The sequence below is a fragment of the Streptomyces luomodiensis genome, from assembly GCF_031679605.1.
Taxonomy (GTDB): Bacteria; Actinomycetota; Actinomycetes; order Streptomycetales; family Streptomycetaceae; genus Streptomyces; species Streptomyces luomodiensis.
In genome coordinates this window covers 7,883,158-7,907,615 of sequence record NZ_CP117522.1, presented here as the reverse complement: position 1 = coordinate 7,907,615, position 24,458 = coordinate 7,883,158, and the positions used below count along the sequence as shown (strand labels likewise).

Here is a 24,458-nt window from a genome sequence, read left to right as displayed (position 1 = left end):
AGCGGCGCCGTGGGGCCACGTTCGGCACCGGAACGCACGCTGACCGGCATGGATCACCTGATCACTGTTCCCGGCCGCCGCCGGTTCCTCGCCGCGGCGATCGGCCTCGGCACCACCGCCGCCACCGGGACGGCCTGGGCGGCGGCGGCCGCCACGGGTACGGAGGAGCGGCTGCGCGTGGCCACGTTCAACATCCACCATGGCGCGAGCCCGGCCGACGTACTGGACCTGGAGCGCGTCGCCCAGGTGATCGAGGCCCTGGGAGTGGACGTCATCGGCCTGGAGGAGGTCGACCGGTACTGGCGGCGCAGCGGCTTCGCCGACCAGCCGGCCTGGCTGGGCGAGCGGCTGGGCATGCGGTACGCCTTCGGCGCCAACCTCGACCTGGACCCGGAGGAGCCCGGCCGGCCGCGCCGTCAGTACGGCACCGCGGTGCTCTCCCGCCGGCCGATCCTGTCCTGGACCAACACCCACCTTCCGCTCGTCCCCGGCCATGAGCAGCGCGGTCTGCTCCGGGCCACGCTGGACGTGGGCGGTACGCGCGTCACCTTCGCCGTGACGCACCTTCAGCACGACGACGGCCGGGAGCGCGAGCGGCAGTCCGCCCGGATCGCCGAACTCCTCGGGCCGAACCCCGGGCGCACCGTCCTGGTCGGCGATCTGAACGCCACGTCCGAGGCCCCGGAGATCCGCACCCTGACCGGTGTGCTCGACGACGTGTGGACAAAGGCCGGCACCGGGGACGGCTTCACCTACGACGCCGCCGACCCGCACGCCCGTATCGACTACCTCCTCGCCTCCCACGACATCGGCCCGCTCGCCGCCGAGGTGGTCACGGTGGACCCCGAAGCCTCCGACCACCTGCCGGTGGTGAGCGATCTGCTGATGCCCGCGGCGCGCCGACGGCGTTGAGCCGACACGCGGCGGGACCGGAGCGGGCCGGACCGGGCGCCATTATTTGCATACGCGGCCTATTTCGGGCGAGGATATATGCGAGGCGCTGCTAATGCGCCTCGTCGGCATCTTTCGGTGCCGCCTCCCCCAACCCCCTGGTACGGAGTTTTTGTGAGTTCCCTGTTCGAGCCCTACACCCTGCGTTCCGTCACGATCCCCAACCGGGTGTGGATGCCCCCGATGTGCATGTACTCCGCCGCCCCCACGGGTCTCGCCGAAGGCGTGCCCACGGACTGGCACTTCCAGCACTACGGAGCGCGGGCGGCGGGCGGCACCGGGCTGATCATCATGGAGGCCACCGGGGTGTCGCCCGAGGGCCGGATCTCCCCCCACGACCTCGGACTGTGGAACGAGACGCAGGCCGGCGGCCTGCGCCGGATCACCGATTTCCTCAAGAGCCAGGGCACCGTCCCCGGCATCCAGCTCGCCCACGCCGGCCGCAAGGCATCCACCAGCCGGCCCTGGGAGGGCGACCGCCCGGTCGCTCCCGACGAGCACGGCTGGCAGCCGGTCGGCCCGAGCGCCGAGCCGTACCCGGGCCTGAAGGTCCCGCACGAGCTGACCGTCGAGGAGATCCACGAGGTCGTCGACCGGTGGCGCGCCTCGGCCCGCCTCGCCCTCGCCGCCGGTTTCCAGGTCATCGAGATCCACGGCGCCCACGGCTACCTGATCGGCAACTTCCTCTCCGCGCACAGCAACCGCCGCACCGACGCCTACGGCGGCAGCTTCGACAACCGCGTCCGGTTCGCCGTCGAGGTCGTCGACGCGGTACGCGAGGTCTGGCCGGAGGAGCTCCCGCTCTTCTTCCGCGTCTCGGCCACCGACTGGCTTCAGGAGGGCGGCTGGACCCCCGATGAGACCGTCGCCCTCGCCCGCGTCCTCACCGAGCACGGCGTGGACCTGATGGACGTCTCCACCGGGGGCAACGCGGCCGGTGTGACCATCCCGGTCGGGCCGGGCTACCAGGTGCCGTTCGCCGCCCGGGTCCGGCGCGAGACGGAGATGCCGGTGGCGGCGGTCGGCGAGATCACCGAGCCCGAGCAGGCGGAGAAGATCCTCGCGGCGGGCGAGGCGGACGCGGTGCTGATCGGCCGCCAGCTGCTGCGCGAGCCCACCTGGGCCCGGCGGGCCGCCCGCGAACTGGGCGGCGATGTGCGGATTCCGCCGCAGTACGGCTGGCGTCCCTGAGCGGTCGCCGGAAGCCCCGCCGGTGAATCCCCGCGGCCGTTGAGTCATCCCGCACTCCCGGCCGTACCCCCTTGCGCCGGAGCCCAAGGGAAGGGGACAGGCCGTGACGACGCTACTGAACAGCCGGGCCGGGCGGCGGCAGGCCATGCGCCGCATCCGGCCCCGCCGTTCGCCCGCCGTGCCGTTGATCCTGCTCAGCTGGGCGGGCGCGGCGGCGGTGTGGTCGCTGTGGTGGCGGAACACGCCGAACGTCGACGGCACCGCGCAGTGGCTCACCCACGCCGGGCGGCTCAGCGGGCTGCTCGGCGGGTACGTCCTCGCCCTCGTCGTCCTCCAGATGGCGCGCGTTCCGGCGCTGGAGCGGCGGGTGGGGTCGGACCGGGTGGCGCGGTGGCACGCGATGAGCGGGCGGTATGCGCTGTGCCTGATCGTGACGCATGTCGGGCTGACCCTCGCGGGGTACGCCCAGCAGGCGGGCACCGGCCTCGCCGACCAGACCGTGACCGTGGTCATGAACTACCCGGAGATGATCGAGGCGACGGCCGGCACCGCGGCGCTGGTGGTGGTCGGGCTGGTCTCGGCGGGGGTGGTGCGCCGCCGGATGCCGTACGAGGTGTGGTACTACCTGCATCTGTTCACCTATGGGGCGGTCTTCCTGACGTTCTGGCACCAGCTCGCCACGGGCGCCGAGTTCGTCGGGCACCAGACCGCCGAGACCGCCTGGTACGCGCTGTACGGCACGGTCACCGCCCTCGTGGTCTGGTACCGGCTGCTGGTGCCGCTGCGGCTGAACCTGCGGCACCGGATGCGGGTGGCGGCCGTCGTGCCGGAGGCGCCCGGGGTGGTGTCGGTGCTGATCGAGGGGCGCAGGCTGCACCGGATCGGGGCGCAGGCGGGGCAGTTCTTCCGGTGGCGGTTCCTGGCGCCGGGGATGCGCTGGGGTTCCCATCCGTACTCCCTCTCCGCGCCGCCGCGGCCGGAGCTGCTGCGCATCACGGTGAAGGCGGTGGGCGCCCACAGCACCCGGCTCGCCTCGCTGGCGCCGGGGACGCGGGTGTGGGCGGAGGGCCCGTACGGGGCGATGACCGCGGCGCGGCGCAGCCGGGGCAAGGTGCTGATGATCGCGGGCGGGGCGGGAGTCACGCCGATCCGGGCGCTGTTCGAGACGCTGCCCGGCAAGGGCGGTGACCTCACCCTGCTGTACCGGGCCCGCAGCGTGGCGGACCTGGCGCTGTGGGACGAGCTGAAGCAGATCGCGACCGAGCGCGGGGCCCGGCTGCTGTACGCCGTGAACGGGCCGGACGGCGCCCGGCCGGAGATCACCGCGGAGCGGCTGCGTCAGGTGCTTCCCGACATCGAGGACCACGACGTCTATCTGTGCGGCCCGCCGGGCCTGGCCGAGCACGCGTACGGGGCGCTGCGTGCGGCGGGGGTTCCGGATCGCCGGATCCACCACGAATCCTTCGAGCTGTGACCGAGGTGAAGCCATGAAGAGGAAGCATCCGCTGCGCCGCGTCGTCCTGGGCACGGCCGCGACCGTCTCCGGTGTGGTGCTGCTGCTCGCGCTGAAGCAGCCAGGCGCGGGGGGCGGCCAGGCCGTCGCCCGGAACCAGCCGGGGCAGGCGCCCCCGGTCGCGGCCACGGCGGCGCCGGGCGGGGGCGGTGCGGACGGCCGGGCCGGCGACGGCGATGCCCGTACGGTCACCGGTGACGTCGTCCGGACGCAGTACGGCCCGGTCCAGGTGAGCCTCACCCTCAGCGGCGGCAGGATCACCGCCGCGCGGGCGGTCAGGACGCCGGACTCCGGGTCGCGGAGCGAGCAGATCGCCCAGGACGCCGTCCCCCAGCTCAACCAGCAGGCGGTGGCCGCCGCGCAGGTGGACACGGTCTCCGGCGCCACCTACACGAGCGAGGGCTATGCCAGGTCCTTACAGAGCGCTCTGGACAAGGCGGGGGTCCGATGACGGCCGAGCCCCCCGCGGGCCCCGGGCCGCTGCGCCATGTCGAGCACGTCATGGGCACGGTCTTCTCCTTCGACGTGCGCGACGTCGCGGCCGCCGACCGGCCCCGGGTGCGGGCCGCGCTGGACGGGGCCGTGGCCGGGCTGCACCGGGTGGACGAGCTGTTCTCCACCTACCGCCGGGACAGCCAGATCAGCCGGCTGGGCCGCGGTGAGCTGACGCTGTCACGGTGCGATCCGGAGGTCCGGGAGGTGCTGCGGATGTGCGAGGTGGCCGAACACCGCAGCGGCGGCTGGTTCAGCGCGCGCTACGGCGGCCGGCGGCTCGACCCGACGGGCCTGGTCAAGGGCTGGGCCGTGGAGCGCGCGGCCCGGATGCTGGTGTCGGCGGGCGCCGGGTCGGTGTGTGTGAACGGCGGCGGCGACGTCCAGGTGCACGGCGGCCCATGGCGGGTGGGCATCGCCGATCCGCTGCGCCGGGGCGAGTTGGCGGCGGTCGTGGCGGCCCACGGCGAACTGGCCGTGGCCACCTCTGGTCCGGCCGAGCGGGGCCGCCACATCCTGGACCCGCGCACCGGACTGCCCCCGGCGCGCGGACCGGCCTCGGTCACCGTGATCGCCACCAGCCTGGCGGACGCGGACGCCTGGGCCACGGCGGCCTGCGCGATGGACGCCGAGCGCGCCCGCCCCTGGCTGGGACGGCTGTCCGACGCCGAGGCGTTCGTCGTCACCGCCGACGGCTCGACCTGGCACACGAGCGGTTTCGCCCGCTATGCGGCAGGGCTGTGCGTATGACTCCGGCTCCGTCCCGCCTCCGCCGCGACGAGGAGTGCGCGCATGGCCCGCGGCTGGGGCGGCGGTCAGCCGTGGCCGCGGATCGCCTCGGCCAGCACCTGGACATGGCCGTGGTCGAGGTCCTTGACCGCGGTGAGGAGGGTCAGGGGGCCGGCGGCGGCCAGGGTGCGCAGGTGGTCGACGGCGGCGCGGCGGTCCGGGTCGGCGAGTTCCGCGTGGTAGCGGCGGGTGAACTCGGGGAAGCGGTCCGGGTCGTGGCCGTACCAGCGGCGCAGTTCGGTGGAGGGGGCGGCGTCCTTGGTCCATTCGTCCAGGTGGGCGTCGGCCTTGGCCAGACCGCGCGGCCAGACGCGGTCCACCAGGACGCGGGTGCCGTCGTCCGGTTCGGGGGTGTCGTACACCCGGCGGATCCGGACCGCGGGCCCGGTCGCGGAGGGCCGTGACGAGGACCGTGCCGAGGCTCGTGCGGAGGCTTTCTTGGAGGCCATACGCCCATGGAACCATCGCCCTGGCCGCCATCCGCAGGGATAATGCGCCACATGGGAAAGGTGTACGAACGCATAGACGGCAGACTCCGCACCTTCATCGAAGAGCAGAAGATCTTCTTCACCGCCACCGCCCCGCTGGCCGGGGACGGCACGGTGAACCTCTCACCGAAGGGGCTCACCGGCTCCTTCGCCGTGCTGGACGAACTGACCGTGGCCTACCTGGACTTCGCGGGGAGCAACGCGGAGACCGTCGCCCATCTGCGGGAGAACGGCAGGATCACCCTGATGTGGTGCGCCTTCACCGGCCCGCCGAACATCGTGCGCGTCCACGGCCGGGGCGAGCCGGTGTTCCGTGACGATCCGCGCTTCGCCGGGCTGCTGGAGCACTTCCCGGACATCGACGTCCGCGCCCACGGGCTGCGGGCGATCATCGTGGTGACCGCCGAGCTGATCCGGGACACCTGCGGCTACGCGGTCCCGTTTATGGACTACCGCGAGGACCGCCCGCTGCACGCCTCCCGCTTCCAGCGGGAGGACGACGAGTCGCTGGACCGCTACTTCCACAAGAAGGAGCACATCGCCAGCAGCATGGACGGGCTGCCGGGGCTACCGCTCCCGCTGCCGCCCCTCACCGCCACATAGTGGGCGTAGTGACCACATAACGAGACGGTGTTGCGGAAGGTGCCTCCGGAAGCGTTCCATCACGCGGTGCGCTCCGAATCGAACAGCTCCGCGGCGGACTCCCCGACGGCGGCGGCGCAGACGCCCGCCTCGTCGCCGGAGTCCGCTTCCACCGACCGGGCGGCCCGGCGGGCCGTCACCGTCTTCCCCATCCTGGTGCTCGCCGCCGGCGCGGCCGGCCTCAGCACGCCCGGCACCTTCAGCGGCTGGGCTCCGGACGTGCCCTACCTGCTCGGCGTGATCATGTTCTGCATGGGGCTGACCATGACCCCGCGGGACTTCTCCGGTGTCGTCAAGCGGCCGTGGGCGGTGGCCCTCGGACTGGTCGCGCACTACGTGATCATGCCGGGGCTGGGGTGGCTGATCGCGCACGCCCTCGGTCTCTCCCCCCAGCTGGCGGCCGGCGTCATCCTGGTCGGCTGCGCGCCGAGCGGTACGGCCTCGAACGTGGTGACGTACCTGGCGCGCGGCGATGTGGCGCTGTCGGTGTCCGTCGCCACCGTCTCCACGGTGCTCGCACCGCTGGTCACCCCGCCGCTGACGCTGCTGCTGGCCGGGGAGTTCCTGCCGGTGGACGCGGGCTCGATGGTCACCGACATCCTCAAGACCGTGCTGCTGCCGGTGGTCGCGGGGCTGGTGGTCCGGCTGTTCGCCGGGCGGTTCATCCACCGGGTGCTGGGGCTGCTGCCCTGGCTGTCGGCCGTCACGATCGGCGTGATCGTCGCGGTCGTGGTGGCGGCCAGCGCGGACACCATCAAGTCGGCGGCGGCGCTGGTGCTGCTGGCCGTGGTGCTCCACAACGGGCTCGGCCTGGCGCTGGGGTACGGGGCGGGCAAGGTGGCCCGGCTGGGCGCGCCCGCCAGCCGCGCCATGGCCTTCGAGGTCGGCATGCAGAACTCCGGGCTCGCCGCCTCCCTGGCCGCCGCCCACTTCAGCCCGCTGGCCGCGCTCCCGGCCGCCGTGTTCTCGGTGTGGCACAACGTCTCCGGTGCGCTGGTCGCGGCCTGGATGTCGTACCGGGCCCGGCGCCGCGCCGACGCGTCAGCGGACTGACGCGCCGGCACTCCGGGGAGTGCCGGCGCGCAGATCATCCGCCGGAAGGGCGCTAACGCTCCTTCTGGGCCAGCCGCAGCAGATGGTCGGCGAGCGGCTGGCCGCCCGCCGGGTCGCGGCTGATCAGCAGGAGGGTGTCATCGCCCGCGATGGTGCCGAGGATGTCGTGCAGCTCCGCCGAGTCGATGGCCGAGGCGAGGAACTGGGCGGCGCCCGGCGGAGTGCGCAGCACCACGAGGTTGGCCGACGCCTCCGCCGAGATCAGCAGCTCGCCCGCCAGCCGGGCCATCCGCGCCTCGCTCGCCGACTCGCCGAGCGGGGCGCGCGGCGTACGGTCGCCGCCCTCGCTCGGCACCGCGTAGATCAGCTCACCGCCGGTGTTGCGGATCTTCACCGCGCCCAGCTCGTCAAGGTCCCGGGAGAGCGTCGCCTGGGTGACGGAGAGCCCGTCGTCGGCGAGAAGCTTGGCGAGCTGGCTCTGGGAGCGCACGGGCTGCCGGTTCAGGATGTCCACGATCCGGCGGTGGCGTGCGGTGCGGGTGTGCGGCAGGGCCGGTCCGTGGTTGGCGTCCTGTGCGTCGGTGTGCTGCGCCTCGGTCATCGGTGTCGTCAGTCTCCGGCTCGTCGTTCCCCGTGACCCTCGTGGACGGCGTCCAGGACGGCGGGCAGCTCCCGGAGGAAGGTGTCCACCTCGTCGTCGGCGACGACGAGCGGCGGGGCGAGCCGGACCACATCCGGCGCGACCGCGTTCACCAGGAGTCCCGCGTCCTGAGCCGCCTGCTGCACCTGCGGCGCGAGGGACTCGGTGAGCACGATACCGAGCAGCAGCCCGGCGCCACGGACCCGGTCCACCAGAGCGTGGTCGAGTGATTCGATTCCGTTACGCAGCCGCTCCCCCGCCCGCTTGACCCGGTCCAGGATGCCGTCGGCGGCAATGGTCTCCAGGACGGCGAGCGCGGCGGCGCAGGCGACGGGGTTCCCGCCGAAGGTGGAGCCGTGCTGGCCCGGGGTCAGCAGCTCGGCCGCGGGCCCGAAGGCGATGGTGGCGCCGATCGGCAGCCCGGCGCCGAGCCCCTTGGCGAGGGTGACGACATCGGGCTCGACACCCTGCGCCTGGTGCTCGAACCAGTGCCCGGTCCGGCCGATGCCGGTCTGGATCTCGTCGAGCACCAGCAGGGTGCCGGTGGCCCGGGTGATCTCGCGCGCCGCCGCGAGGTAGCCGGCCGGCGGCACGATGACGCCGTTCTCGCCCTGGATGGGCTCCACGATGACGAAGGCGGTGTCGGTGGTGACGGCCGCGCGCAGCGCCTCCACGTCCCCGTACGGCACATGGGTGACGTCGCCGGGCAGCGGACGGAAGGGGTCCTGCTTGGCGGGCTGGCCGGTCAGCGCGAGGGCGCCCATGGTGCGGCCGTGGAAGCCGCCGGTGGTGGCCACCATATGGGTGCGTCCGGTGCGCCGCCCGATCTTGAAGGCGGCCTCGACCGCCTCCGCGCCGGAGTTGGAGAAGTACACGCGCCCGGAGCGGCCGAAGAGCTGGAGCAGCCGCTCGGCGAGCGCCACCGGGGGTTCGGCGACGAAGAGGTTGGAGACATGGCCGAGGGTGGCGATCTGGTCGGACACGGCCCGCACCACGGCGGGGTGGGCGTGGCCGAGGGAGTTGACGGCGATCCCGCCGACGAAGTCGAGGTACTCCTTGCCGTCCGCGTCCCAGACCTTGCCGCCCTCGCCGTGGGTGAGCGGGACGCGGGGGGTGCCGTAGTTGTCCATCAGCGCCCCCTGCCAGCGCCGCGTCAGCTCCTCGTTGCTCACTGGTCCTCCCCCTGGGGGTCGTTGTCATTCTGATGGGGTACGGCCCCGTCCGGCAGGACCATCGTGCCGATGCCCTCGTCGGTGAAGATCTCCAGCAGGATGGAGTGCTGGACGCGCCCGTCGAGGACACGGGCGGTGCTGACGCCGTTGCGCACGGCGTACAGGCATCCCTCCATCTTCGGCACCATGCCGCTGGCCAGCTCCGGCAGCAGCTTCTCCAGCTGGCTCGCGGTGAGCTTGCTGATCACCTCGTCGCTGTCGGGCCAGTCGGCGTACAGGCCCTCGACGTCGGTGAGCACCATCAGCGTCTCGGCGCCCAGCGCGGCGGCGAGCGCGGCCGCCGCCGTATCCGCGTTCACGTTGTAGACGTGGCCGTCGTCGGCGCTGCGGGCGATGGAGGAGACGACCGGGATGCGGCCGTCGTCCAGCAGCGCCTGGACCGCGCCGGTGTCCAGCTCGGTGATCTGGCCGACCCGGCCGATGTCCACCCGCTCGCCGTCTATCTCGGCGAAGTGCTTGGTGGCGGACATCAGATGCGCGTCCTCGCCGGTCATGCCGACGGCCAGCGGGCCGTGCCGGTTGAGCAGCCCGACCAGTTCGCGCTGGACCTGTCCGGCCAGCACCATCCGTACGACATCCATGGCCTCGTCGGTGGTGACCCGCAGCCCCGCCTTGAACTCGCTCACCAGGCCGTGCCGGTCGAGCTGGGCGCTGATCTGGGGGCCGCCGCCGTGGACCACGACGGGGCGCAGGCCCGCATGGCGCAGGAAGACGACGTCCTGGGCGAAGGCGGCCTTCAGCTCGTCGTCGACCATGGCGTTGCCGCCGAACTTGATCACCACGGTCTTGCCGTGGTGGCGGGTCAGCCAGGGCAGCGCCTCGATGAGGATGCGGGCCTTGGGCAGGGCGGTGTGTTTACGGGCGGTCGGCTGGCTCATGAGGAATACGCGCTGTTCTCGTGGACGTAGTCGGCGGTCAGGTCGTTGGCCCAGATCACGGCCGATTCGCTGCCCGCGGACAGGTCGGCGGTGATGCGGACCTCGCGGTAGCGCATGTCGACCAGCTCGCGGTCCTCGCCGACCGAGCCGTTCTTGCACACCCAGACGCCGTTGATGGCCACGTTGAGCTGGTCCGGTTCGAAGGCGGCGGAGGTGGTGCCGATCGCGGACAGCACCCGGCCCCAGTTGGGGTCCTCGCCGTGGATGGCGCACTTGAGGAGGTTGTTGCGGGCGATGGAGCGGCCCACCTCCACGGCGTCGTCCTCGGTGGCCGCGCCCACGACCTCGATCCGGATGTCCTTGGAGGCGCCCTCGGCGTCCCCGATCAGCTGGCGGGCGAGGTCGGCGCAGACCGCGCGGACCGCCTCGGCGAACTCCGCGGCGTCGGGCGTGACACCACAGGCGCCGGAGGCCATCAGCAGCACCATGTCGTTGGTGGACATGCAGCCGTCGGAGTCGATCCGGTCGAAGGTGGTGCGGGTGGCGGCGCGCAGCGCGGTGTCCAGGCCGGGGGCGTCCAGGTCGGCGTCGGTGGTGAGGACGACGAGCATGGTGGCCAGGCCCGGGGCCAGCATCCCGGCGCCCTTGGCCATACCGCCGACGGTCCAGCCGGCCGGGCTGGTGGCGACGGCCGTCTTGTGGACGGTGTCGGTGGTCTTGATGGCGATGGCGGCCTTCTCGCCGCCGTGCGCGGAGAGCGCGTCGGCGGCCTTGTCCACCCCGGACAGCACCGCGTCCATGGGCAGCCGGACGCCGATCAGTCCGGTGGAGGCGACGACGACCTCGCCCGCGCTGTGGCCGAGGACGTCGGCGACCTTCTCCGCGGTGGCGTGGGTGTCCTGGAAGCCCAGCGGGCCGGTGCAGGCGTTGGCGCCACCGGAGTTGAGGACGACGGCGGAGACCTGACCGCCCTTGATGACCTGCTCGGACCACAGGACGGGGGCGGCCTTGACCCGGTTGGAGGTGAAGACGGCCGCGGCGGCCAGGCGCGGGCCGGTGTTCACCACGAGTGCGAGATCGGGGTTTCCGTTCTCCTTGATCCCTGCCGCGACACCGGAGGCCGTGAAGCCCTGGGCTGCCGTAACGCTCATGGAGCGACTCCGATCGTGGAAAGTCCCAGCTCCTCGGGGAGGCCGAGGGCGATGTTCATGCTCTGCACCGCGCCACCCGCGGTGCCCTTGGTGAGGTTGTCGATGGCGCTGATCACGATGGCGCGGCCGGCCGCCTCGTCATGGGCGACCTGGAGCAGCGCGGCGTTGGATCCGTACACGGCGGCGGTGGAGGGCCACTGGCCCTCGGGGAGGAGGGTGACGAACGGCTCGTCCCGCAGCGCCTTGACGTACACCGCCCGCAGGCTCTCCCCGGTCACTCCGGGCCTGGCCTTGGCGCTGCAGGTGGCGAGGATGCCGCGGGGCATCGGGGCGAGGGTCGGGGTGAAGGAGACCGAGACCCGCTCCCCCGCCGCGGCCGACAGGTTCTGGATCATCTCGGGAGTGTGCCGGTGGCCGCCGCCGACGCCGTACGGGCTCATGGCGCCCATGACCTCGCTGCCGAGCAGATGCGGCTTGGGCGCCTTGCCCGCGCCCGAGGTGCCGGAGGCGGCGACGATCACCGCTTCGGGCTCCAGCAGCCCCGCCGCGTACGCCGGGAAGAGCGCGAGGGAGACGGCGGTGGGGTAGCAGCCCGGCACCGCGACGCGCCTGGACCCCGCCAGCGCGGTGCGGGCCCCGGGCAGCTCGGGGAGGCCGTAGGGCCAGGTGCCGGCGTGCGGTGAACCGTAGAACCTCTCCCAGTCCGCCGCGTCCTTCAGCCGGAAGTCGGCGCCGCAGTCGATGACCAGCACCTGGTCGCCGAGCTGCTCGGCCACAGCGGCGGACTGCCCGTGCGGGAGCGCCAGGAAGACCACGTCATGCCCGGCCAGCGCCTCGGCGGTGGTGGGCGCCAGGACGCGCCCGGCCAGCGGCAGCAGGTGCGGCTGGAGCTGGGCGAGGGGTTGCCCGGCGTTGGAGTTGCCGGTCAGGGTGCCGATCTCCACCTCGGGGTGGGCGAGCAGCAGGCGCAGCAGCTCCCCGCCCGCGTATCCGCTCGCCCCTGCCACCGCAGCACGTATCGCCATCGCCATCCTCCCTTGAGTATGGCATGACTATACGTATGATCGCAGCTTTATGCAATGAGGTCCGGCCTGGTCACGGCGCCGGGCCAGTGACCTATGCGCGCAGGTGGTGGCTGAGGTCGCCGGTCAGGTGGAGGTGGACCCGGCGCTCGAGGAAGCGCCACCGTCCGTCGTCGCGGACGAAGCGGTCGCGGTAGCGTCCTGCCGCGATGGGCTGGAGGGGGAGGCCGGGCGCGGCCTGGAAGACGGTGACGTAGGAGTCCGCGGCGGCGGTGCCGGCTTCCTCGTCGACCTCGACGGCGATGTTGCTGGTGACGTGGTGGGTGCGGGGCGTGCCGTCCTCGTAGCGGATCACGCTGTCGCGGAGCATCGCCGCCACGGCGTCGCGGCCGTGCGCGGAGGGGCCGCTGCCGGTGAAGGTGGCGTCGGCGAACAGGTCACCGACGCCGGCGAAGTCCCCGGCGTCCACCAGCTGTGCGTAGCGGGCGATCAGGTTCGTCACCGCGGTCGCGCCGGCCGTGGCCGGGGCGGGGGCACCGGGCGAGTCGGGTGCCGTGCTCATGGGTTCCCTCCTGCGGGGCCGAGCGTCCGCGCACGGTGCCGGGGCGGAAACCGCCCCGGCCGGACGGGTCCGGTCGGGGCGGTTTCGTGGTGCGGTGGTGCTGTGGTGCGGCCGGGCCTCAGCCGAGGGTGGCGAGGGCCTGGTTGAGGGTCGCGGACGGGCGCATGACGGCCCCGGCCTTGGCCGGGTCGGGCTGGTAGTAGCCGCCGATCTCGGCCGGGGAGCCCTGGACGGCGATCAGCTCGTCGACGATCTTCTGCTCCTGGGCGGTGAGGGTCTCGGCGAGCGGGGCGAACGCCTTGGCCAGGTCGGCGTCCTCGGTCTGCTTGGCCAGCTCCTGGGCCCAGTACAGGGCCAGGTAGAAGTGGCTGCCGCGGTTGTCGATACCACCGACGCGGCGGCTGGGCGACTTGTTCTCGGCGAGGAAGGTGCCGGTCGCCCGGTCGAGGGTGTCGGCCAGGATCTGGGCCCGCGCGTTGCCCGTCTTCTGCGCGAGGTGCTCGAAGCTGACCGCGAGGGCGAGGAACTCACCCAGGCTGTCCCAGCGCAGGTAGTTCTCCTTGACCAGCTGCTGGACGTGCTTGGGCGCCGAGCCGCCCGCACCGGTCTCGAACAGACCGCCGCCGTTGATCAGCGGGACCACCGACAGCATCTTGGCGCTGGTGCCCAGCTCCAGGATCGGGAACAGGTCGGTCAGGTAGTCACGCAGCACGTTGCCGGTGACCGAGATCGTGTTCTCGCCGCGGCGGATCCGCTCCAGGGAGAGCTTGATCGCCTCGACCGGCGACAGGATCCTGATGTCCAGACCCTCGGTGTCGTGCTCGGGCAGGTACGCCTTGACCTTCTCGATGAGGTTGGCGTCGTGCGCGCGGCCCTCGTCGAGCCAGAAGACGGCCGGGTCGCCGGTGGCGCGGGCGCGGGTGACGGCGAGCTTGACCCAGTCCTGGATCGGCACGTCCTTGGTCTGGCACATGCGGAAGATGTCACCGGCGCCGACGACCTGCTCGATGACCGCGTTGCCCGCCTTGTCCAGGACGCGGACGGTGCCCGTGGTGGGGATCTCGAAGGTCTTGTCGTGGCTGCCGTACTCCTCGGCCTTCTGCGCCATCAGACCGACGTTGGGCACCGAGCCCATGGTGGCCGGGTCGAAGGCGCCGTGGGCGCGGCAGTCCTCGATCACGGCCTGGTAGATCCCGGCGTAGCTGCTGTCCGGGATCACCGCGAGGGTGTCGTGCTCCTCGCCGTCCGGGCCCCACATGTGGCCGGAGGTACGGATCATGGCCGGCATGGAGGCGTCGACGATGACGTCGGACGGCACGTGCAGGTTGGTGATGCCGCGGTCGGAGTCGACCATGGCCAGCTCCGGGCCCTCGGCCAGCTCGGCGTCGAAGGACGCCTTGATCGCCGCGCCCTCGGGCAGGGACTCCAGACCCTTGAGGATGCCGCCCAGACCGTCGTTCGGGGTCAGCCCGGCGGCGGCGAGGGTCTCACCGTGCTCGGCGAAGGTCTTGGGGAAGAAGGCCCGTACGGCGTGGCCGAAGATGATCGGGTCGGAGACCTTCATCATCGTGGCCTTCATGTGCAGCGAGAACAGCACACCCTCGGCCTTGGCGCGGGCGACCTGCGCCGAGAGGAACTCGCGCAGCGCCGCGACGCGCATCACGGAGGCGTCCACGACCTCGCCCGCCAGCACCGGCACCGACTCGCGCAGCACGGTGGTGGAGCCGTCGTCGCCCGCCAGCTCGATGCGCAGCGCACCGTCCTCGGAGATCACCACGGACTTCTCGGTGGAGCGGAAGTCGTCCGCGTCCATGTGGGCCACATTGGTCTTGGAATCGGCCGTCCAGGCGCCCATGCGGTGCGGGTTGGCCTTGGCGTAGTTCTTCACCGAGGCGGGGGCGCGGCGGTCGGAGTTGCCCTCGCGCAGCACCGGGTTCACGGCGGAGCCCTTGACCTTGTCGTAACGGGCGCGGATCTCCCGCTCCTCGTCGGTCTTCGGGTCGTCCGGGTAGGCCGGCAGCGCGTAGCCCTGCTGCTGAAGCTCGGCGATCGCCGCCTTCAGCTGCGGGATCGAGGCCGAGATGTTCGGCAGCTTGATGATGTTGGCCTCAGGGGTCTTGGCGAGTTCACCCAGCTCCGCGAGGGCGTCCGGGATGCGCTGGCCCTCCTCGAGGTACTCCGGGAACTGGGCGATGATCCGCCCCGCCAGAGAGATGTCCCGGCTCTCCACGGTGACCCCGGCCGTCGAGGCGTACGCCTCGATCACCGGCAGGAACGAGTACGTCGCGAGGGCAGGGGCCTCGTCCGTGTGCGTATAGATGATGGTCGAGTCAGTCACCGGGTGCTCCGCTCCACGTCTGCAACATTGCTCGACATCAAGATATCCGGTACTCGGCCCTTTCCCGAAAGGACCCTGGCCAGATCCGAAAGGGCACCGGACAGACACCGGACAGACATAAGCGCTCTGGTCACCGCCCGCGCTTCCTGAGATCGTCGCGACCATGCCGACGACTCTGCGGGGCGCGCGGGTGGTGCTGCGCCCCACCACCCCCTCCGATGTCCCCGCCCTGGCCGCGATCCGCGCGAAACCCGAGGTCTACGCGCGCTGGCGAGGTGGCGCGGACCTGGTGGCGGCGGTGCGCGAGGACCTGGCCGAGCCCGGCGGCGAGCACCTGACCATCGAGTACGAGGACGCGGTGATCGGCATGATCCAGTGGTCGGCCGAGGCCGATCCGGACTACCGGCACGCGAGCATCGACATCTATCTGGACCCGGCGGTGCACGGGCGGGGGCTGGGCACCGACGCCGTACGCACCCTGGCCCGCCATCTGATCGACGACCTGGGCCACCACCGGATCGTGATCGACCCGGCCGCGGACAACGCCGCCGCGATCCGCTGCTACCGCAAGGTCGGCTTCCGGCCGGTCGGCGTCATGCGGTCCTACGAGCGCGGTCCGGACGGTACGTGGCACGACGGCCTGCTGATGGACCTGCTGGCCGAAGAGGTCACGCAGGGCCCGTGAGCGCCCGCGTCCCACACCGCCCACGCGTAACGTCCGCTCGCCCGCCCGGCCGGTGAGGGTGACCGGGGAGAGCGGGCGTGCGGCGCGGACCACGGATCGCTGAGCCAGGCGTCCACCGCCCGCGGTGCGCATGCCCTCACATCGGCCGGCGAGCGGGCCGCCCAGTGGCCCATCTCACAGTCACGCAGGGCGAGTTGGGCCAGCGGGGGAAAGCCCGGCGCGACGCCGGTCCCCCGGCCGCGGGCCGACGGCGAGCGGTAACGCGGCTCCGCCGCGGTCGGCGGCCGGAGCGCCGGGGCGGCGCGCCGGCCCTCCGGGCCTGGCGGCCGGTCCTCGCCGAAGCGCTCCCCCAGCCGCGAGGAACTACGGCCGGCGGCGACCGGCGTCAGCCGAAACGTCATCCCGGCGTCGTACGGTCACACCCCCGCTCCGGTGGCCCGCTGCCGGGAGAAGGCCAGGGCCATCCAGTGCTCCGGGTCGTCGAGCGGCTCGAAGCCGGCCTTCGCGTAGACGCCGTGCGCGTCGTGCGTGGCGAGCAGGATGCGGCGCAGCCCGTGGGGTGCCAGGTGGTCGCGTACGGCGCCGGCCAGAGCGGTGCCCAGGCCCTTGCCGCGCGCGGCCCGGTCCACGTAGACGTCGCAGAGCCAGGCGAAGGTGGCGTGGTCGGTGACCACGCGGGCGTACGCGACCTGGGCGCCCGAAGCGGTGTCGTACACGCCGAAGTTGAGCGAGCCGGCGATCGCGCGGTCCTGCTTCTCGCGGGAGCGGCCGAGGGCCCAGTAGGCGTCGGTGGACAGCCAGTGGTGGATACGGGCGGGGTCGAGCCGGGCGGGGTCGGTGGAGACCTCATAACCGTCGATCATGGGCTCTTCCTACCAGCGGCCCGGCCGGTACCGCGACGGATTTCCGTCCGGCCGCCACCGGCGGGGCCCCTACGCCCCGCCCAGCACCTCGTCGCACGCGGTGCGCAACCGCCGTACCCCTTCGGCCAGTTCACCGGCGCCCGCCACCGACGCGAAGCTCAGCCGCACATGCGGCGCGGGCGGTTCGGCGCAGAAGTACGGGCGGCCGGGGGCGACGGCGACCCCGGCGCGCAGCGCTGCGGAGGCCAGGGCGGTCTCGTCGGCGCCCTGAGGCAGCCGCAGCCACAGGTGGTAGCCGCCGGGCGGCACATGGCGCAGCTGAAGTCCGGGCAGCTCCCGCCGGACCGCGGTGACCAGCGCCTCCCGGCGGGCGTGCAGCTCGGCGGCGACGCCGCGCAGATGGCGGGGCCAGGCCGGCGCGCCGACCAGTTCCAGCGCGGCCTCCTGGAGCGGGCGGGGCACGAAGAAGCTGTCGACGACCTGGATCGCGCGCAGCCGCTCCAGCGCGGGGCCGCGGGCGGCGAGCGCGCCCACCCGCAGGCTGGGCGAGGTGGCCTTGGTGAGCGAGCAGACGTGGACCACCACCCCGTCGGGGTCGTCGGCGGCGAGGGTGGCGGGCAGCGGGGGCGCGTCCTCGTGGACGAGCCGGCGCGCGAAGTCGTCCTCCACCACGAACGCGCCCGCCGCACGGGCGATCCCGATCACCTCGCGGCGCCGCTGTGCGGAGAGCACGGCGCCGGTGGGGTTCTGGAACAGCGGCTGGCACACGACGACCCGGGCGCCGGTCGCCCGCAGTGCCTCGGCGAGCAGATCGGGGCGGATTCCGTCGGCGTCCACCGGGACCGGGACGGGCCGCAGCCCGGAGGCGCGGGCGGCGGCGAGGATCCCGGGGTAGGTGGGGGACTCGACCAGGACGGGCGCGCCGGGCGGTGCGAGCGCGCGCAGCGCGCAGGTGAGCGCGGCCTGGCCGCCCGCGGTGACCAGGACGTCGGCGGCGCCGAGGACTCCGGCCGGGCCGCCGATCTCCCGGGCGAACCAGGCGCGCAGCTCCGCGAGCCCCTCCACCGGCGGGCGGCCCCACGCCCCGGGCCGCCGGCCGGCCCGTGCCAGGGCGGCGGCCAGGGCCCGTTCGGGCTGGAGCGAGGAGTGCAGATAGCCGCTGTTGAACTCCAGGATCCCGGGCGGCGGGGCGGCGAGCGTGGCCAGGACGCCGGAGGCGTCCACCGAGCGCGGCACCGACTCACCGGCCGTCTCCACGCTCAGCGCGACCTCCTGCCAGGAGGTGTCGCCCGGCTGTGGTGCCCGGTCCCGTGGCCGGTCGGCGCGGAAGGCGCCGGCGCCGGGGCGGGTGGTCACCAGCCCTTCGGCGGTGAGCGCGGCGAGGGCGCGGGAGACGGTCACCGGGCTCACCCGGTAGCGCTCGACCAGGGCACGGCTGGACGGCAGCTTCTCTCCCGGCGAGTAGCGGTCCAGCTCTTTCCGGAGCGATTCCGCGAGTTCGGCCACACTGCTACGCTGATGCATGACAGCACAGGATAGCGCTACTGAGGGCAGTGCGATAGCGGTGAGCGGCGGCCCCGCAGGCGGCCCCGCGCCGGGCCGGGGCGCCCCGGCCCCGTCCGCCTCCCGTACCGGCACCCCGGCGCCACCCGCCCCCCGGACCGGCACCGCGCTCGCCGCGCTCGGCGTGGCCGCCTTCTCCCTCACCTTCCCCGCCACCGCGTGGGCGCTCACCGGCTTCGGCCCCTGGTCGGCGACCGCCTGCCGGATGGTGCTCGCCGCACTGATCGCGGGCGGGGCGCTGGCCGCCCTGCGGGTCCCGGTGCCGGACCGCCGCCACTGGCCTGGGCTGCTGGTCGTCGCGGCCGGGGTCGTCGTGGGCTTCCCGCTGCTGACCACGCTCGCGCTCCAGACCGCCACCACCGCGCACTCGGCCGTGGTGGTCGGCCTGCTGCCGCTGACCACCGCCGCCCTCTCCGCCGTACGCACCGGAGTGCGGCCCTCGCGGGTGTTCTGGGCGGCGGCGCTGGCCGGGGCCGCGGTCGTGATCGCCTTCGCGGTGCAGCAGAGCGGCGGCGCGCTCACCACCGGCGATCTGTATCTGTTCGCCGCGCTGCTGGTGTGCGCGGCGGGCTATACGGAGGGCGGCCGGCTGGCCGCCCATATGCCGGGCTGGCAGGTGATCGGCTGGGCGCTGGTGGGCTGTCTGCCGCTGTCGGTGCCGGGCGCGGTGCTCGCGCTGGCCGCCGAGGACGTCCACCTCGGCGGCCGGGCGGTGGCCGGGCTGGTGTGGCTGGCGGCCGGCTCGCAGTTCATGGGCCTGGTGGTCTGGTACCGGGGGATGGCCGCCATCGGGGTGGCCAGGGCCAGCCAGCTCCAGCTGGCCCAGCCGCTGCTCACCCTGGTGTGGTCGGTGCTGCTCCTCGACGAGGAGCTGACCCCCGCCGCCCCCATCGCCGCCCTCGCGGTGCTGGTGTGCATCGGGGTGACACAGCGGGCCAGGGTCCCGGCGGCGGTACGGACCCCCGCGCCGGGCCGGGCGCGGAAGTCCTCAGCGGCGCACCCCGAAGCGGCGCACCCCGAAGCGGCGCACCCCGAAGCGCCGGCCCCCGAAGCGCCGGACCGGGCCGCCGAACTGGCGGACCGGGGCCCCGGAAAGACGGACCGGAGCCCCGAAGCGGCGGACCGGAATCACCCCACGGCCGGAGCAAACCAGGACAACCAGCCATAGACTGGCTTCAGGGATCGCATTGTCCTCGGCAGATCGCATTGCCCTCCGGCGGACAGGAGGTCACGCAGATGGAGGCGACCGTAGGCGACAAGCTGCTGGTGCACGGCAGGGTTGTCGGAATTCACGACCGTGTGGCGGAGATCATCGAAGTGCTCGGGGACCACGGAGAGCCGCCCTACCGTATCCGCTACGAGGACGACGGCCACGAGTGCCTGTTCTCCCCCGGCCCCGACTCGGTCGTCCGCCACCTGGCCACCGGACCCGGCCGGCGGTAGCCGTCCCACGGGCCACGGCCCGGTTCAGCGGGGCGGACGGACCCGATACGGATAGTGGTCGGCGACCACGCGCGCCATGGCGCCGTTGCGGTCGGCGGCCACTTCCTTCGCCGAGAACCAGACATTGCCGCGCACCTGCGGAAAGTCCCGGTCGAAGGTGAGGTGCCGGGACAGCTCCGCGGGGTCCTGCCAGGGCGCGGGCTGCGCCGGATCGCCCGCCTTGTAGAGCGCCTCGCCGATGTAGAGGCGCACCCCGGAGCCCCGCACCACCCGGGACCACCAGGGGACGAGCACCGCGTAGTCGGCGGCGGTGAAACCGATGTTCCAGTAGACCTGCGGCACGATGTAGTCGAGCCACCCCCGCCGCACCCAGGCACGGGTGTCCGCGTAGAGGTCGTCGTAGGTCTGCACCCCTGCCGTGGTGGCGGAGCCGAGCGGGTCGGTGGCCTGGTTGCGCCAGACGGCGAACGGGCTGATGCCGAACCGCACCCGCGGCTTCAGCCGCTTGACGCGTACGGCCGTCTCGTGCACCAGACGGTCGATGTTGTTCCGCCGCCAGGCCGCCCGGTCCGGGAAGCCCGCGCCGTGGCGCTCGTAGGCCGCGTCGTCGTCGAAGACCTGGCCGGCCACCGGATAGGGGTAGAAGTAGTCGTCCCAGTGGACGGCGTCGATGTCATAGCGCGCGACCGCGTCCAGCATGGCGTCCTGGACGAACCGGCGGACCTCGGGCAGCCCGGGGTTGTAGTAGAGCTTCCCGCCGTACGGCACGGCCCACTCGGGGTGCACCCGGGCCGGATGCGTGGGGACCAGCCGGGAGGGGTCGGTGTGGTTGGCGATCCGGTACGGGTTGAACCAGGCGTGCAGCTCCAGACCGCGCCGGTGCGCCTCGCGCACGGCGGTGCCCAGCGGGTCCCAGCCCGGGTCCCGGCCCTGGACGCCGGTGAGGCACTCCGCCCACGGCTCGTACGGTGAGGGCCACAGCGCGTCCGCCGTCGGCCGCACCTGGAAGACGACCGCGTTGAGCCTGCGGTCCACGGCGGTGTCGAGGAAGGCGAGCAGTTCGGCCCGCTGCTCGGCGGCGCCGAGACCGGGCCTGGACGGCCAGTCGCGGTTGGCCACGGTGGCCAGCCACATTCCGCGGAACTCGGGCCGGTGCCCACCGCCCCGCCCGTCCGCCAGCGCGTCGCCCGCGGTGACGGTCGCGGCCAGCGCCCCGGCGGCCGCGACCGTCAGACTCCTGCGTGTGATCCGACCCATGCTCACTCCTCGCCTCGGTCCTCGTGCCGTGGACGGCCTCCGTCGCCGGGTGTCGCGCCGGGCGTGACATGACGGCGACGGGGGCCTGATGCGGCGGCAACTCCCGCTGATGATGGGGCCCTTGCGGGCGCCGGGCAATGCATGGCGCGCATACGGGCGCTCGGCCCCCAACACCCCTTGAGGACCACTTGACTTCACCCTTCTCGCGCGCCCATCCGGCCGCTAACATCGGATGACGCACGCATGGGAGCGCTCCCAAATCTTCGCCCGCACAGCCCGCACGCCTCACTACCCCCACGTCCGGAGAGGAAGTTCCCGTGCGCAGCAAAGGCAGAAGACCGATCGGCGCGCTCATGGCCGCGCTGGCGCTCGTCGGCGGATTGCTCACCGCGGCCGCCTCCCCCGCGGCGGCCCGCCCCGACGCGGCCCCCGGCACCTCCGACCGGGGCGCGGCCCAGGCCGACGCCTACACCTGGCGGAACGTCCGGGTGGACGGCGGCGGCTTCGTCCCCGGCATCATCTTCAACCGCAAGGAGAAGAACCTCGCCTACGCCCGCACCGACATCGGCGGGGCGTACCGCTGGGATCAGTCCGGCAAGCGGTGGGTGCCGCTGCTGGACTCGCTGGACTGGGACCACTGGGGCTGGACCGGGGTGGTGAGCCTGGCCAGCGACTCGGTGGACCCCGACAAGGTCTATGTGGCGGCCGGTACGTACACCAACAGCTGGGACCCGGGCAACGGCGCGATCCTGCGCTCCGCCGACCGCGGCGCCAGCTGGCAGTCCACCACCCTCCCCTTCAAGCTCGGCGGCAACATGCCCGGCCGCGGCATGGGGGAACGGCTGGCGGTCGATCCCAACAAGAACAGCGTGCTCTACCTCGGCGCGCCGAGCGGCAACGGGCTGTGGCGCTCCACCGACTCCGGGGTCACCTGGTCGAAGGTGACGGCCTTCCCCAACCCCGGCACGTACGTCCAGGACGCGAGCGACACCACCGGCTATCTGAGCGACAACCAGGGCGTGGTGTGGGTGACCTTCGACGAGCGCACCGGTTCCCCGGGCAGCGCCACGAAGACCGTCTACGTGGGCGTGGCCGACAAGGACAACACCGTCTACCGCTCGACGGACGCGGGCGCCACCTGGTCGCGGGTGGCCGGGCAGCCCACCGGCTACCTCTCCCACAAGGGCGTCCTCGATGCGAAGAACGGCTATCTGTACCTCACCACCAGCGACAAGGGCGGCCCGTACGACGGGGAGAAGGGCCAGGTGTGGCGGTACGCCACGGCGACCGGGGAGTGGACCAACATCAGCCCCATGACCGACGCCGACACCTACTTCGGCTACAGCGGGCTCACGGTGGACCGGCAGAAACCGGGCACGCTGATGGTGACCGGGTACAGCTCCTGGTGGCCGGACACCCAGATCTTCCGCTCCACCGACTCCGGCGCCACCTGGACCCGGGCCTGGGACTGGACCAGCTACCCGAACCGGTCCTTCCGCTACACCCAGGACGTCTCGTCCGTCCCGTGGCTGACCTTCGGCACCAACCCCTCGCCGCCCGAAGTGACCCCGAAGCTGGGCTGGATGACCGAGGCGCTGGAGATCGACCCGTTCGACTCCAACCGGATGATGTACGGCACGGGGGCGACGGTCTACGGCACGGAGAACCTCGCCAGCTGGGACACAGGCGGCAAAATCACCATCACGCCCATGGTCAAGGGCCTGGAGGAGACCGCGGTCAACGACCTGGCCAGCCCGCCCACCGGCGCCCCGCTGCTCAGCGCGCTCGGTGACATCGGGGGCTTCCGCCACACCGATCCGGACGCGGTGCCCGCGAAGATGTACACCTCGCCCACGTTCACCACGACCACCAGCCTGGACTACGCCGAGACCAGCCCGAACACCGTGGTGCGGGTGGGCAACAACGACTCCGCCCCGCGGATCGCCTTCTCGACCGACAACGGTGCCAACTGGTGGCAGGGCAGCGAACCGTCCGGGGTCACCGGCGGCGGCACGGTGGCCGCCGCGGCCGACGGCAGCGGCTTCGTCTGGGCCCCGGAGGGCACCTCGGCCGTCTACCACACCACCGGTTTCGGCACCTCCTGGTCGGCGTCGAGCGGTATCCCGGCCGGAGCGGTCGTGGAGTCCGACCGCAAGAACCCCAAGAAGTTCTACGGCTTCAAGGCGGGCGTCTTCTACGTCTCCACCGACGGCGGCGCCACCTTCACCGCCAAGGCGTCCTCCGGGCTGCCCGCCGACGGCCCGGTGCGGTTCAAGGCGCTGCCGGGCACCGAGGGCGACATCTGGCTCGCGGGCGGCAGCACCGGCGGGGCCTACGGGCTGTGGCACTCCACGGACTCCGGCGCCACCTTCACCAAGCTCAGCGGCGTCCAGCAGGCGGACACCATCGGCTTCGGCAAGGCGGCACCGGGCGCCTCCTACCAGGCGCTCTACACCAGCGCGAAGATCGGCGGGGTGCGCGGCATCTTCCGCTCCACCGACGCCGGGGCGAGCTGGACCCGGATCAACGACGACGCCCACCAGTGGGGCTGGACGGGCGCCGCCATCACCGGCGACCCGCGCGTCTACGGACGGGTCTACGTGGCCACCAACGGCCGTGGCATCCTGCGCGGCGACATCTCGTGACGGTGATGTGAGAGCCCCGTGCGGGAGCGGGGAGCGGGGGCGGGCCACGGCCGGGAATCCGGCCCCGGCCCGCCCCTTGCCGATAACCGGAGGGTAACGTCTGGGGCGCAGGGGGGACGACACAACGGACGACTGGACCAGCGAAAGGCACGATGTGACCGACATCGAACGCGTCGGAGTGGTGGGCTGTGGCCAGATGGGTGCCGGCATCGCGGAGGTGTGCGCACGTTCCGGCCTGGACGTGATGGTCGCGGAGACCACGGGCGAGGCCCTGGAAATAGGGCGTACCCGGCTGACCAACTCCCTCGGCAAGGCCGCGGAGCGCGGCAAGATCACCGAGGAGCAGCGCGACGCGACGCTGGACCGGCTGAGCTTCACCACCGATCTGGGGGAGTTCGCCGACCGCGATCTCGTGATCGAGGCGGTGGTCGAGAACGAGCAGGTCAAGACGGAGATCTTCCAGGTGCTCGACCAGGTGGTGACCCGCCCGGACGCCATCCTCGCCTCCAACACCTCCTCCATCCCGCTGGTCAAGCTGGCCGTCGCCACCTCCCGCCCCGATCAGGTGATCGGCATCCACTTCTTCAACCCGGCGCCGGTGCAGGCGCTGGTGGAGCTGATCCCGGCGCTCACCACCGGTGAGGAGACCATCAAGCGCTCCGAGGCGCTGGTCCACGACGTCCTCGGCAAACACGCCATCCGCGCCCAGGACCGCGCGGGGTTCGTGGTCAACGCGCTGCTCATCCCGTATCTGCTGTCCGCCATCCGGATGTTCGAGTCCGGGATCGCCAGCCGCGAGGACATCGACAACGGTATGGAGCTGGGCTGCGCCCATCCGATGGGCCCGCTGAAGCTGGCCGATCTGATCGGCCTGGACACCATCACGGCGATCGCCGACTCGATGTACGCCGAGTACAAGGAGCCGCTGTACGCCGCTCCCCCACTGCTGCTGCGGATGGTGGACGCGGGCCGGATGGGCCGCAAGACGGGCTCGGGCTTCTACACCTACTGAGGGCCCCGCCGGGTCCGCTCCCCGGGACGGCCGCCCTGACCGGATCGT

General features: G+C 72.7%; 22 protein-coding genes and 1 pseudogene. 12 read left to right on the top strand and 11 right to left on the bottom strand.

Features of this window, described 5'->3' with window-relative positions:
• Nucleotides 1-48 precede the first annotated feature (48 nt).
• From PS467_RS33410 to PS467_RS33390, 5 genes are all read left to right on the top strand, one after another.
• On the top strand, nucleotides 49-912 hold the full coding sequence (locus PS467_RS33410; protein ID WP_311038344.1) for an endonuclease/exonuclease/phosphatase family protein: 864 nt from the start codon (nucleotides 49-51) through the stop codon (nucleotides 910-912).
• Nucleotides 913-1,065: 153 nt separating this feature from the next.
• A complete protein-coding gene (locus PS467_RS33405) occupies nucleotides 1,066-2,142 on the top strand; it encodes an NADH:flavin oxidoreductase/NADH oxidase (protein ID WP_311038343.1) in 1,077 nt (358 codons plus the stop codon).
• A 145-nt stretch (nucleotides 2,143-2,287) separates the two neighbouring features.
• Nucleotides 2,288-3,616, top strand: a complete 1,329-nt coding sequence (locus PS467_RS33400) for a ferredoxin reductase family protein (protein ID WP_311040038.1) — start codon at nucleotides 2,288-2,290, stop codon at nucleotides 3,614-3,616.
• Between the two features lie 13 nt (nucleotides 3,617-3,629).
• Nucleotides 3,630-4,106 (top strand): FMN-binding protein, encoded by a 477-nt coding sequence (locus tag PS467_RS33395; RefSeq protein WP_311038342.1) that lies wholly within the window; start codon nucleotides 3,630-3,632, stop codon nucleotides 4,104-4,106.
• On the top strand, nucleotides 4,103-4,897 hold the full coding sequence (locus PS467_RS33390; RefSeq protein ID WP_311038341.1) for an FAD:protein FMN transferase: 795 nt from the start codon (nucleotides 4,103-4,105) through the stop codon (nucleotides 4,895-4,897). The genes PS467_RS33395 and PS467_RS33390 overlap by 4 nt, the downstream gene beginning before the upstream one ends.
• A gap of 65 nt (nucleotides 4,898-4,962) precedes the next feature.
• On the opposite strand, the gene PS467_RS33385 is transcribed toward PS467_RS33390, so the two are convergent.
• Nucleotides 4,963-5,385 (bottom strand): DUF488 domain-containing protein, encoded by a 423-nt coding sequence (locus PS467_RS33385; RefSeq protein ID WP_311038340.1) that lies wholly within the window; start codon nucleotides 5,383-5,385, stop codon nucleotides 4,963-4,965.
• A gap of 51 nt (nucleotides 5,386-5,436) precedes the next feature.
• Between PS467_RS33385 and PS467_RS33380 the strand changes: the two genes are divergently transcribed.
• Nucleotides 5,437-6,027 carry a pyridoxamine 5'-phosphate oxidase family protein gene (locus tag PS467_RS33380; RefSeq protein WP_311038339.1) on the top strand — a complete coding sequence of 197 codons (591 nt, stop codon included), beginning with the start codon at nucleotides 5,437-5,439 and terminating at the stop codon, nucleotides 6,025-6,027.
• A gap of 66 nt (nucleotides 6,028-6,093) precedes the next feature.
• Nucleotides 6,094-7,119: a bile acid:sodium symporter family protein gene (locus tag PS467_RS33375; protein ID WP_311038338.1), complete on the top strand. Its 1,026-nt coding sequence runs from the start codon at nucleotides 6,094-6,096 to the stop codon at nucleotides 7,117-7,119.
• 52 nt (nucleotides 7,120-7,171) lie between these two features.
• Here the strand turns inward: PS467_RS33375 and PS467_RS33370 are convergent, their stop codons facing one another.
• The 7 genes from PS467_RS33370 to PS467_RS33340 form a co-directional block, all read right to left on the bottom strand.
• Nucleotides 7,172-7,720: an arginine repressor gene (locus PS467_RS33370; protein ID WP_268975411.1), complete on the bottom strand. Its 549-nt coding sequence runs from the start codon at nucleotides 7,718-7,720 to the stop codon at nucleotides 7,172-7,174.
• An 8-nt stretch (nucleotides 7,721-7,728) separates the two neighbouring features.
• Complete coding sequence (locus tag PS467_RS33365) at nucleotides 7,729-8,931, bottom strand: acetylornithine transaminase (protein ID WP_311038337.1); 1,203 nt, start codon at nucleotides 8,929-8,931, stop codon at nucleotides 7,729-7,731.
• Entirely contained in the window at nucleotides 8,928-9,869 is a 942-nt protein-coding gene (gene argB, locus PS467_RS33360) for an acetylglutamate kinase (RefSeq protein WP_311038336.1), read from the bottom strand. Before argB ends, PS467_RS33365 begins: the two co-directional genes overlap by 4 nt.
• Nucleotides 9,866-11,020, bottom strand: coding sequence for a bifunctional glutamate N-acetyltransferase/amino-acid acetyltransferase ArgJ (gene argJ / locus PS467_RS33355; protein ID WP_311038335.1), 1,155 nt, complete (start codon nucleotides 11,018-11,020; stop codon nucleotides 9,866-9,868). Before argJ ends, argB begins: the two co-directional genes overlap by 4 nt.
• Nucleotides 11,017-12,045: an N-acetyl-gamma-glutamyl-phosphate reductase gene (argC, locus tag PS467_RS33350; protein ID WP_311038334.1), complete on the bottom strand. Its 1,029-nt coding sequence runs from the start codon at nucleotides 12,043-12,045 to the stop codon at nucleotides 11,017-11,019. Before argC ends, argJ begins: the two co-directional genes overlap by 4 nt.
• A gap of 91 nt (nucleotides 12,046-12,136) precedes the next feature.
• Entirely contained in the window at nucleotides 12,137-12,604 is a 468-nt protein-coding gene (locus tag PS467_RS33345; protein ID WP_311038333.1) for a nuclear transport factor 2 family protein, read from the bottom strand.
• Nucleotides 12,605-12,722: 118 nt separating this feature from the next.
• Nucleotides 12,723-14,942, bottom strand: coding sequence for an NADP-dependent isocitrate dehydrogenase (locus PS467_RS33340; RefSeq protein ID WP_311038332.1), 2,220 nt, complete (start codon nucleotides 14,940-14,942; stop codon nucleotides 12,723-12,725).
• Between the two features lie 163 nt (nucleotides 14,943-15,105).
• Between PS467_RS33340 and PS467_RS33335 the strand changes: the two genes are divergently transcribed.
• Complete coding sequence (locus tag PS467_RS33335; protein WP_311038331.1) at nucleotides 15,106-15,627, top strand: GNAT family N-acetyltransferase; 522 nt, start codon at nucleotides 15,106-15,108, stop codon at nucleotides 15,625-15,627.
• Nucleotides 15,628-16,043: 416 nt separating this feature from the next.
• Here PS467_RS33335 and PS467_RS33330 read toward each other — a convergent pair whose 3' ends face one another.
• Nucleotides 16,044-16,490 carry a GNAT family N-acetyltransferase gene (locus PS467_RS33330; protein ID WP_311038330.1) on the bottom strand — a complete coding sequence of 149 codons (447 nt, stop codon included), beginning with the start codon at nucleotides 16,488-16,490 and terminating at the stop codon, nucleotides 16,044-16,046.
• 69 nt (nucleotides 16,491-16,559) lie between these two features.
• A complete protein-coding gene (locus tag PS467_RS33325; RefSeq protein WP_311038329.1) occupies nucleotides 16,560-18,014 on the bottom strand; it encodes an aminotransferase-like domain-containing protein in 1,455 nt (484 codons plus the stop codon).
• Here PS467_RS33325 and PS467_RS33320 point away from each other — a divergent pair.
• A pseudogene (locus PS467_RS33320) lies at nucleotides 18,013-18,993 on the top strand (DMT family transporter); the annotation flags it as partial. The gene PS467_RS33325 and the pseudogene PS467_RS33320 overlap by 2 nt on opposite strands.
• A gap of 296 nt (nucleotides 18,994-19,289) precedes the next feature.
• Complete coding sequence (locus tag PS467_RS33315) at nucleotides 19,290-19,496, top strand: DUF1918 domain-containing protein (RefSeq protein ID WP_268975397.1); 207 nt, start codon at nucleotides 19,290-19,292, stop codon at nucleotides 19,494-19,496.
• A gap of 24 nt (nucleotides 19,497-19,520) precedes the next feature.
• Here PS467_RS33315 and PS467_RS33310 read toward each other — a convergent pair whose 3' ends face one another.
• On the bottom strand, nucleotides 19,521-20,753 hold the full coding sequence (locus PS467_RS33310) for a glycoside hydrolase family 10-like protein (protein ID WP_311038328.1): 1,233 nt from the start codon (nucleotides 20,751-20,753) through the stop codon (nucleotides 19,521-19,523).
• Between the two features lie 317 nt (nucleotides 20,754-21,070).
• On the opposite strand from PS467_RS33310, the gene PS467_RS33305 reads away from it, so the two are divergent.
• Entirely contained in the window at nucleotides 21,071-23,398 is a 2,328-nt protein-coding gene (locus PS467_RS33305; RefSeq protein ID WP_349256476.1) for a xyloglucanase, read from the top strand.
• A 154-nt stretch (nucleotides 23,399-23,552) separates the two neighbouring features.
• On the top strand, nucleotides 23,553-24,410 hold the full coding sequence (locus tag PS467_RS33300; protein WP_311038327.1) for a 3-hydroxybutyryl-CoA dehydrogenase: 858 nt from the start codon (nucleotides 23,553-23,555) through the stop codon (nucleotides 24,408-24,410).
• The last annotated feature ends 48 nt before the right edge of the window (nucleotides 24,411-24,458 follow it).

Coding starts and splice junctions, on each gene's coding strand:
- PS467_RS33410 (WP_311038344.1), top strand. CDS start 49: ATGGATCACCTGATCACTGTTCCCGGCCGCCGCCGGTTCCTCGCCGCG.
- PS467_RS33400 (WP_311040038.1), top strand. CDS start 2,288: ATGCGCCGCATCCGGCCCCGCCGTTCGCCCGCCGTGCCGTTGATCCTG.
- PS467_RS33395 (WP_311038342.1), top strand. CDS start 3,630: ATGAAGAGGAAGCATCCGCTGCGCCGCGTCGTCCTGGGCACGGCCGCG.
- PS467_RS33390 (WP_311038341.1), top strand. CDS start 4,103: ATGACGGCCGAGCCCCCCGCGGGCCCCGGGCCGCTGCGCCATGTCGAG.
- PS467_RS33385 (WP_311038340.1), bottom strand. CDS start 5,385: ATGGCCTCCAAGAAAGCCTCCGCACGAGCCTCGGCACGGTCCTCGTCA.
- PS467_RS33380 (WP_311038339.1), top strand. CDS start 5,437: ATGGGAAAGGTGTACGAACGCATAGACGGCAGACTCCGCACCTTCATC.
- PS467_RS33370 (WP_268975411.1), bottom strand. CDS start 7,720: ATGACCGAGGCGCAGCACACCGACGCACAGGACGCCAACCACGGACCG.
- argB (WP_311038336.1), bottom strand. CDS start 9,869: ATGAGCCAGCCGACCGCCCGTAAACACACCGCCCTGCCCAAGGCCCGC.
- argJ (WP_311038335.1), bottom strand. CDS start 11,020: ATGAGCGTTACGGCAGCCCAGGGCTTCACGGCCTCCGGTGTCGCGGCA.
- argC (WP_311038334.1), bottom strand. CDS start 12,045: ATGGCGATACGTGCTGCGGTGGCAGGGGCGAGCGGATACGCGGGCGGG.
- PS467_RS33345 (WP_311038333.1), bottom strand. CDS start 12,604: ATGAGCACGGCACCCGACTCGCCCGGTGCCCCCGCCCCGGCCACGGCC.
- PS467_RS33335 (WP_311038331.1), top strand. CDS start 15,106: ATGCCGACGACTCTGCGGGGCGCGCGGGTGGTGCTGCGCCCCACCACC.
- PS467_RS33330 (WP_311038330.1), bottom strand. CDS start 16,490: ATGATCGACGGTTATGAGGTCTCCACCGACCCCGCCCGGCTCGACCCC.
- PS467_RS33325 (WP_311038329.1), bottom strand. CDS start 18,014: ATGCATCAGCGTAGCAGTGTGGCCGAACTCGCGGAATCGCTCCGGAAA.
- PS467_RS33315 (WP_268975397.1), top strand. CDS start 19,290: ATGGAGGCGACCGTAGGCGACAAGCTGCTGGTGCACGGCAGGGTTGTC.
- PS467_RS33310 (WP_311038328.1), bottom strand. CDS start 20,753: ATGGGTCGGATCACACGCAGGAGTCTGACGGTCGCGGCCGCCGGGGCG.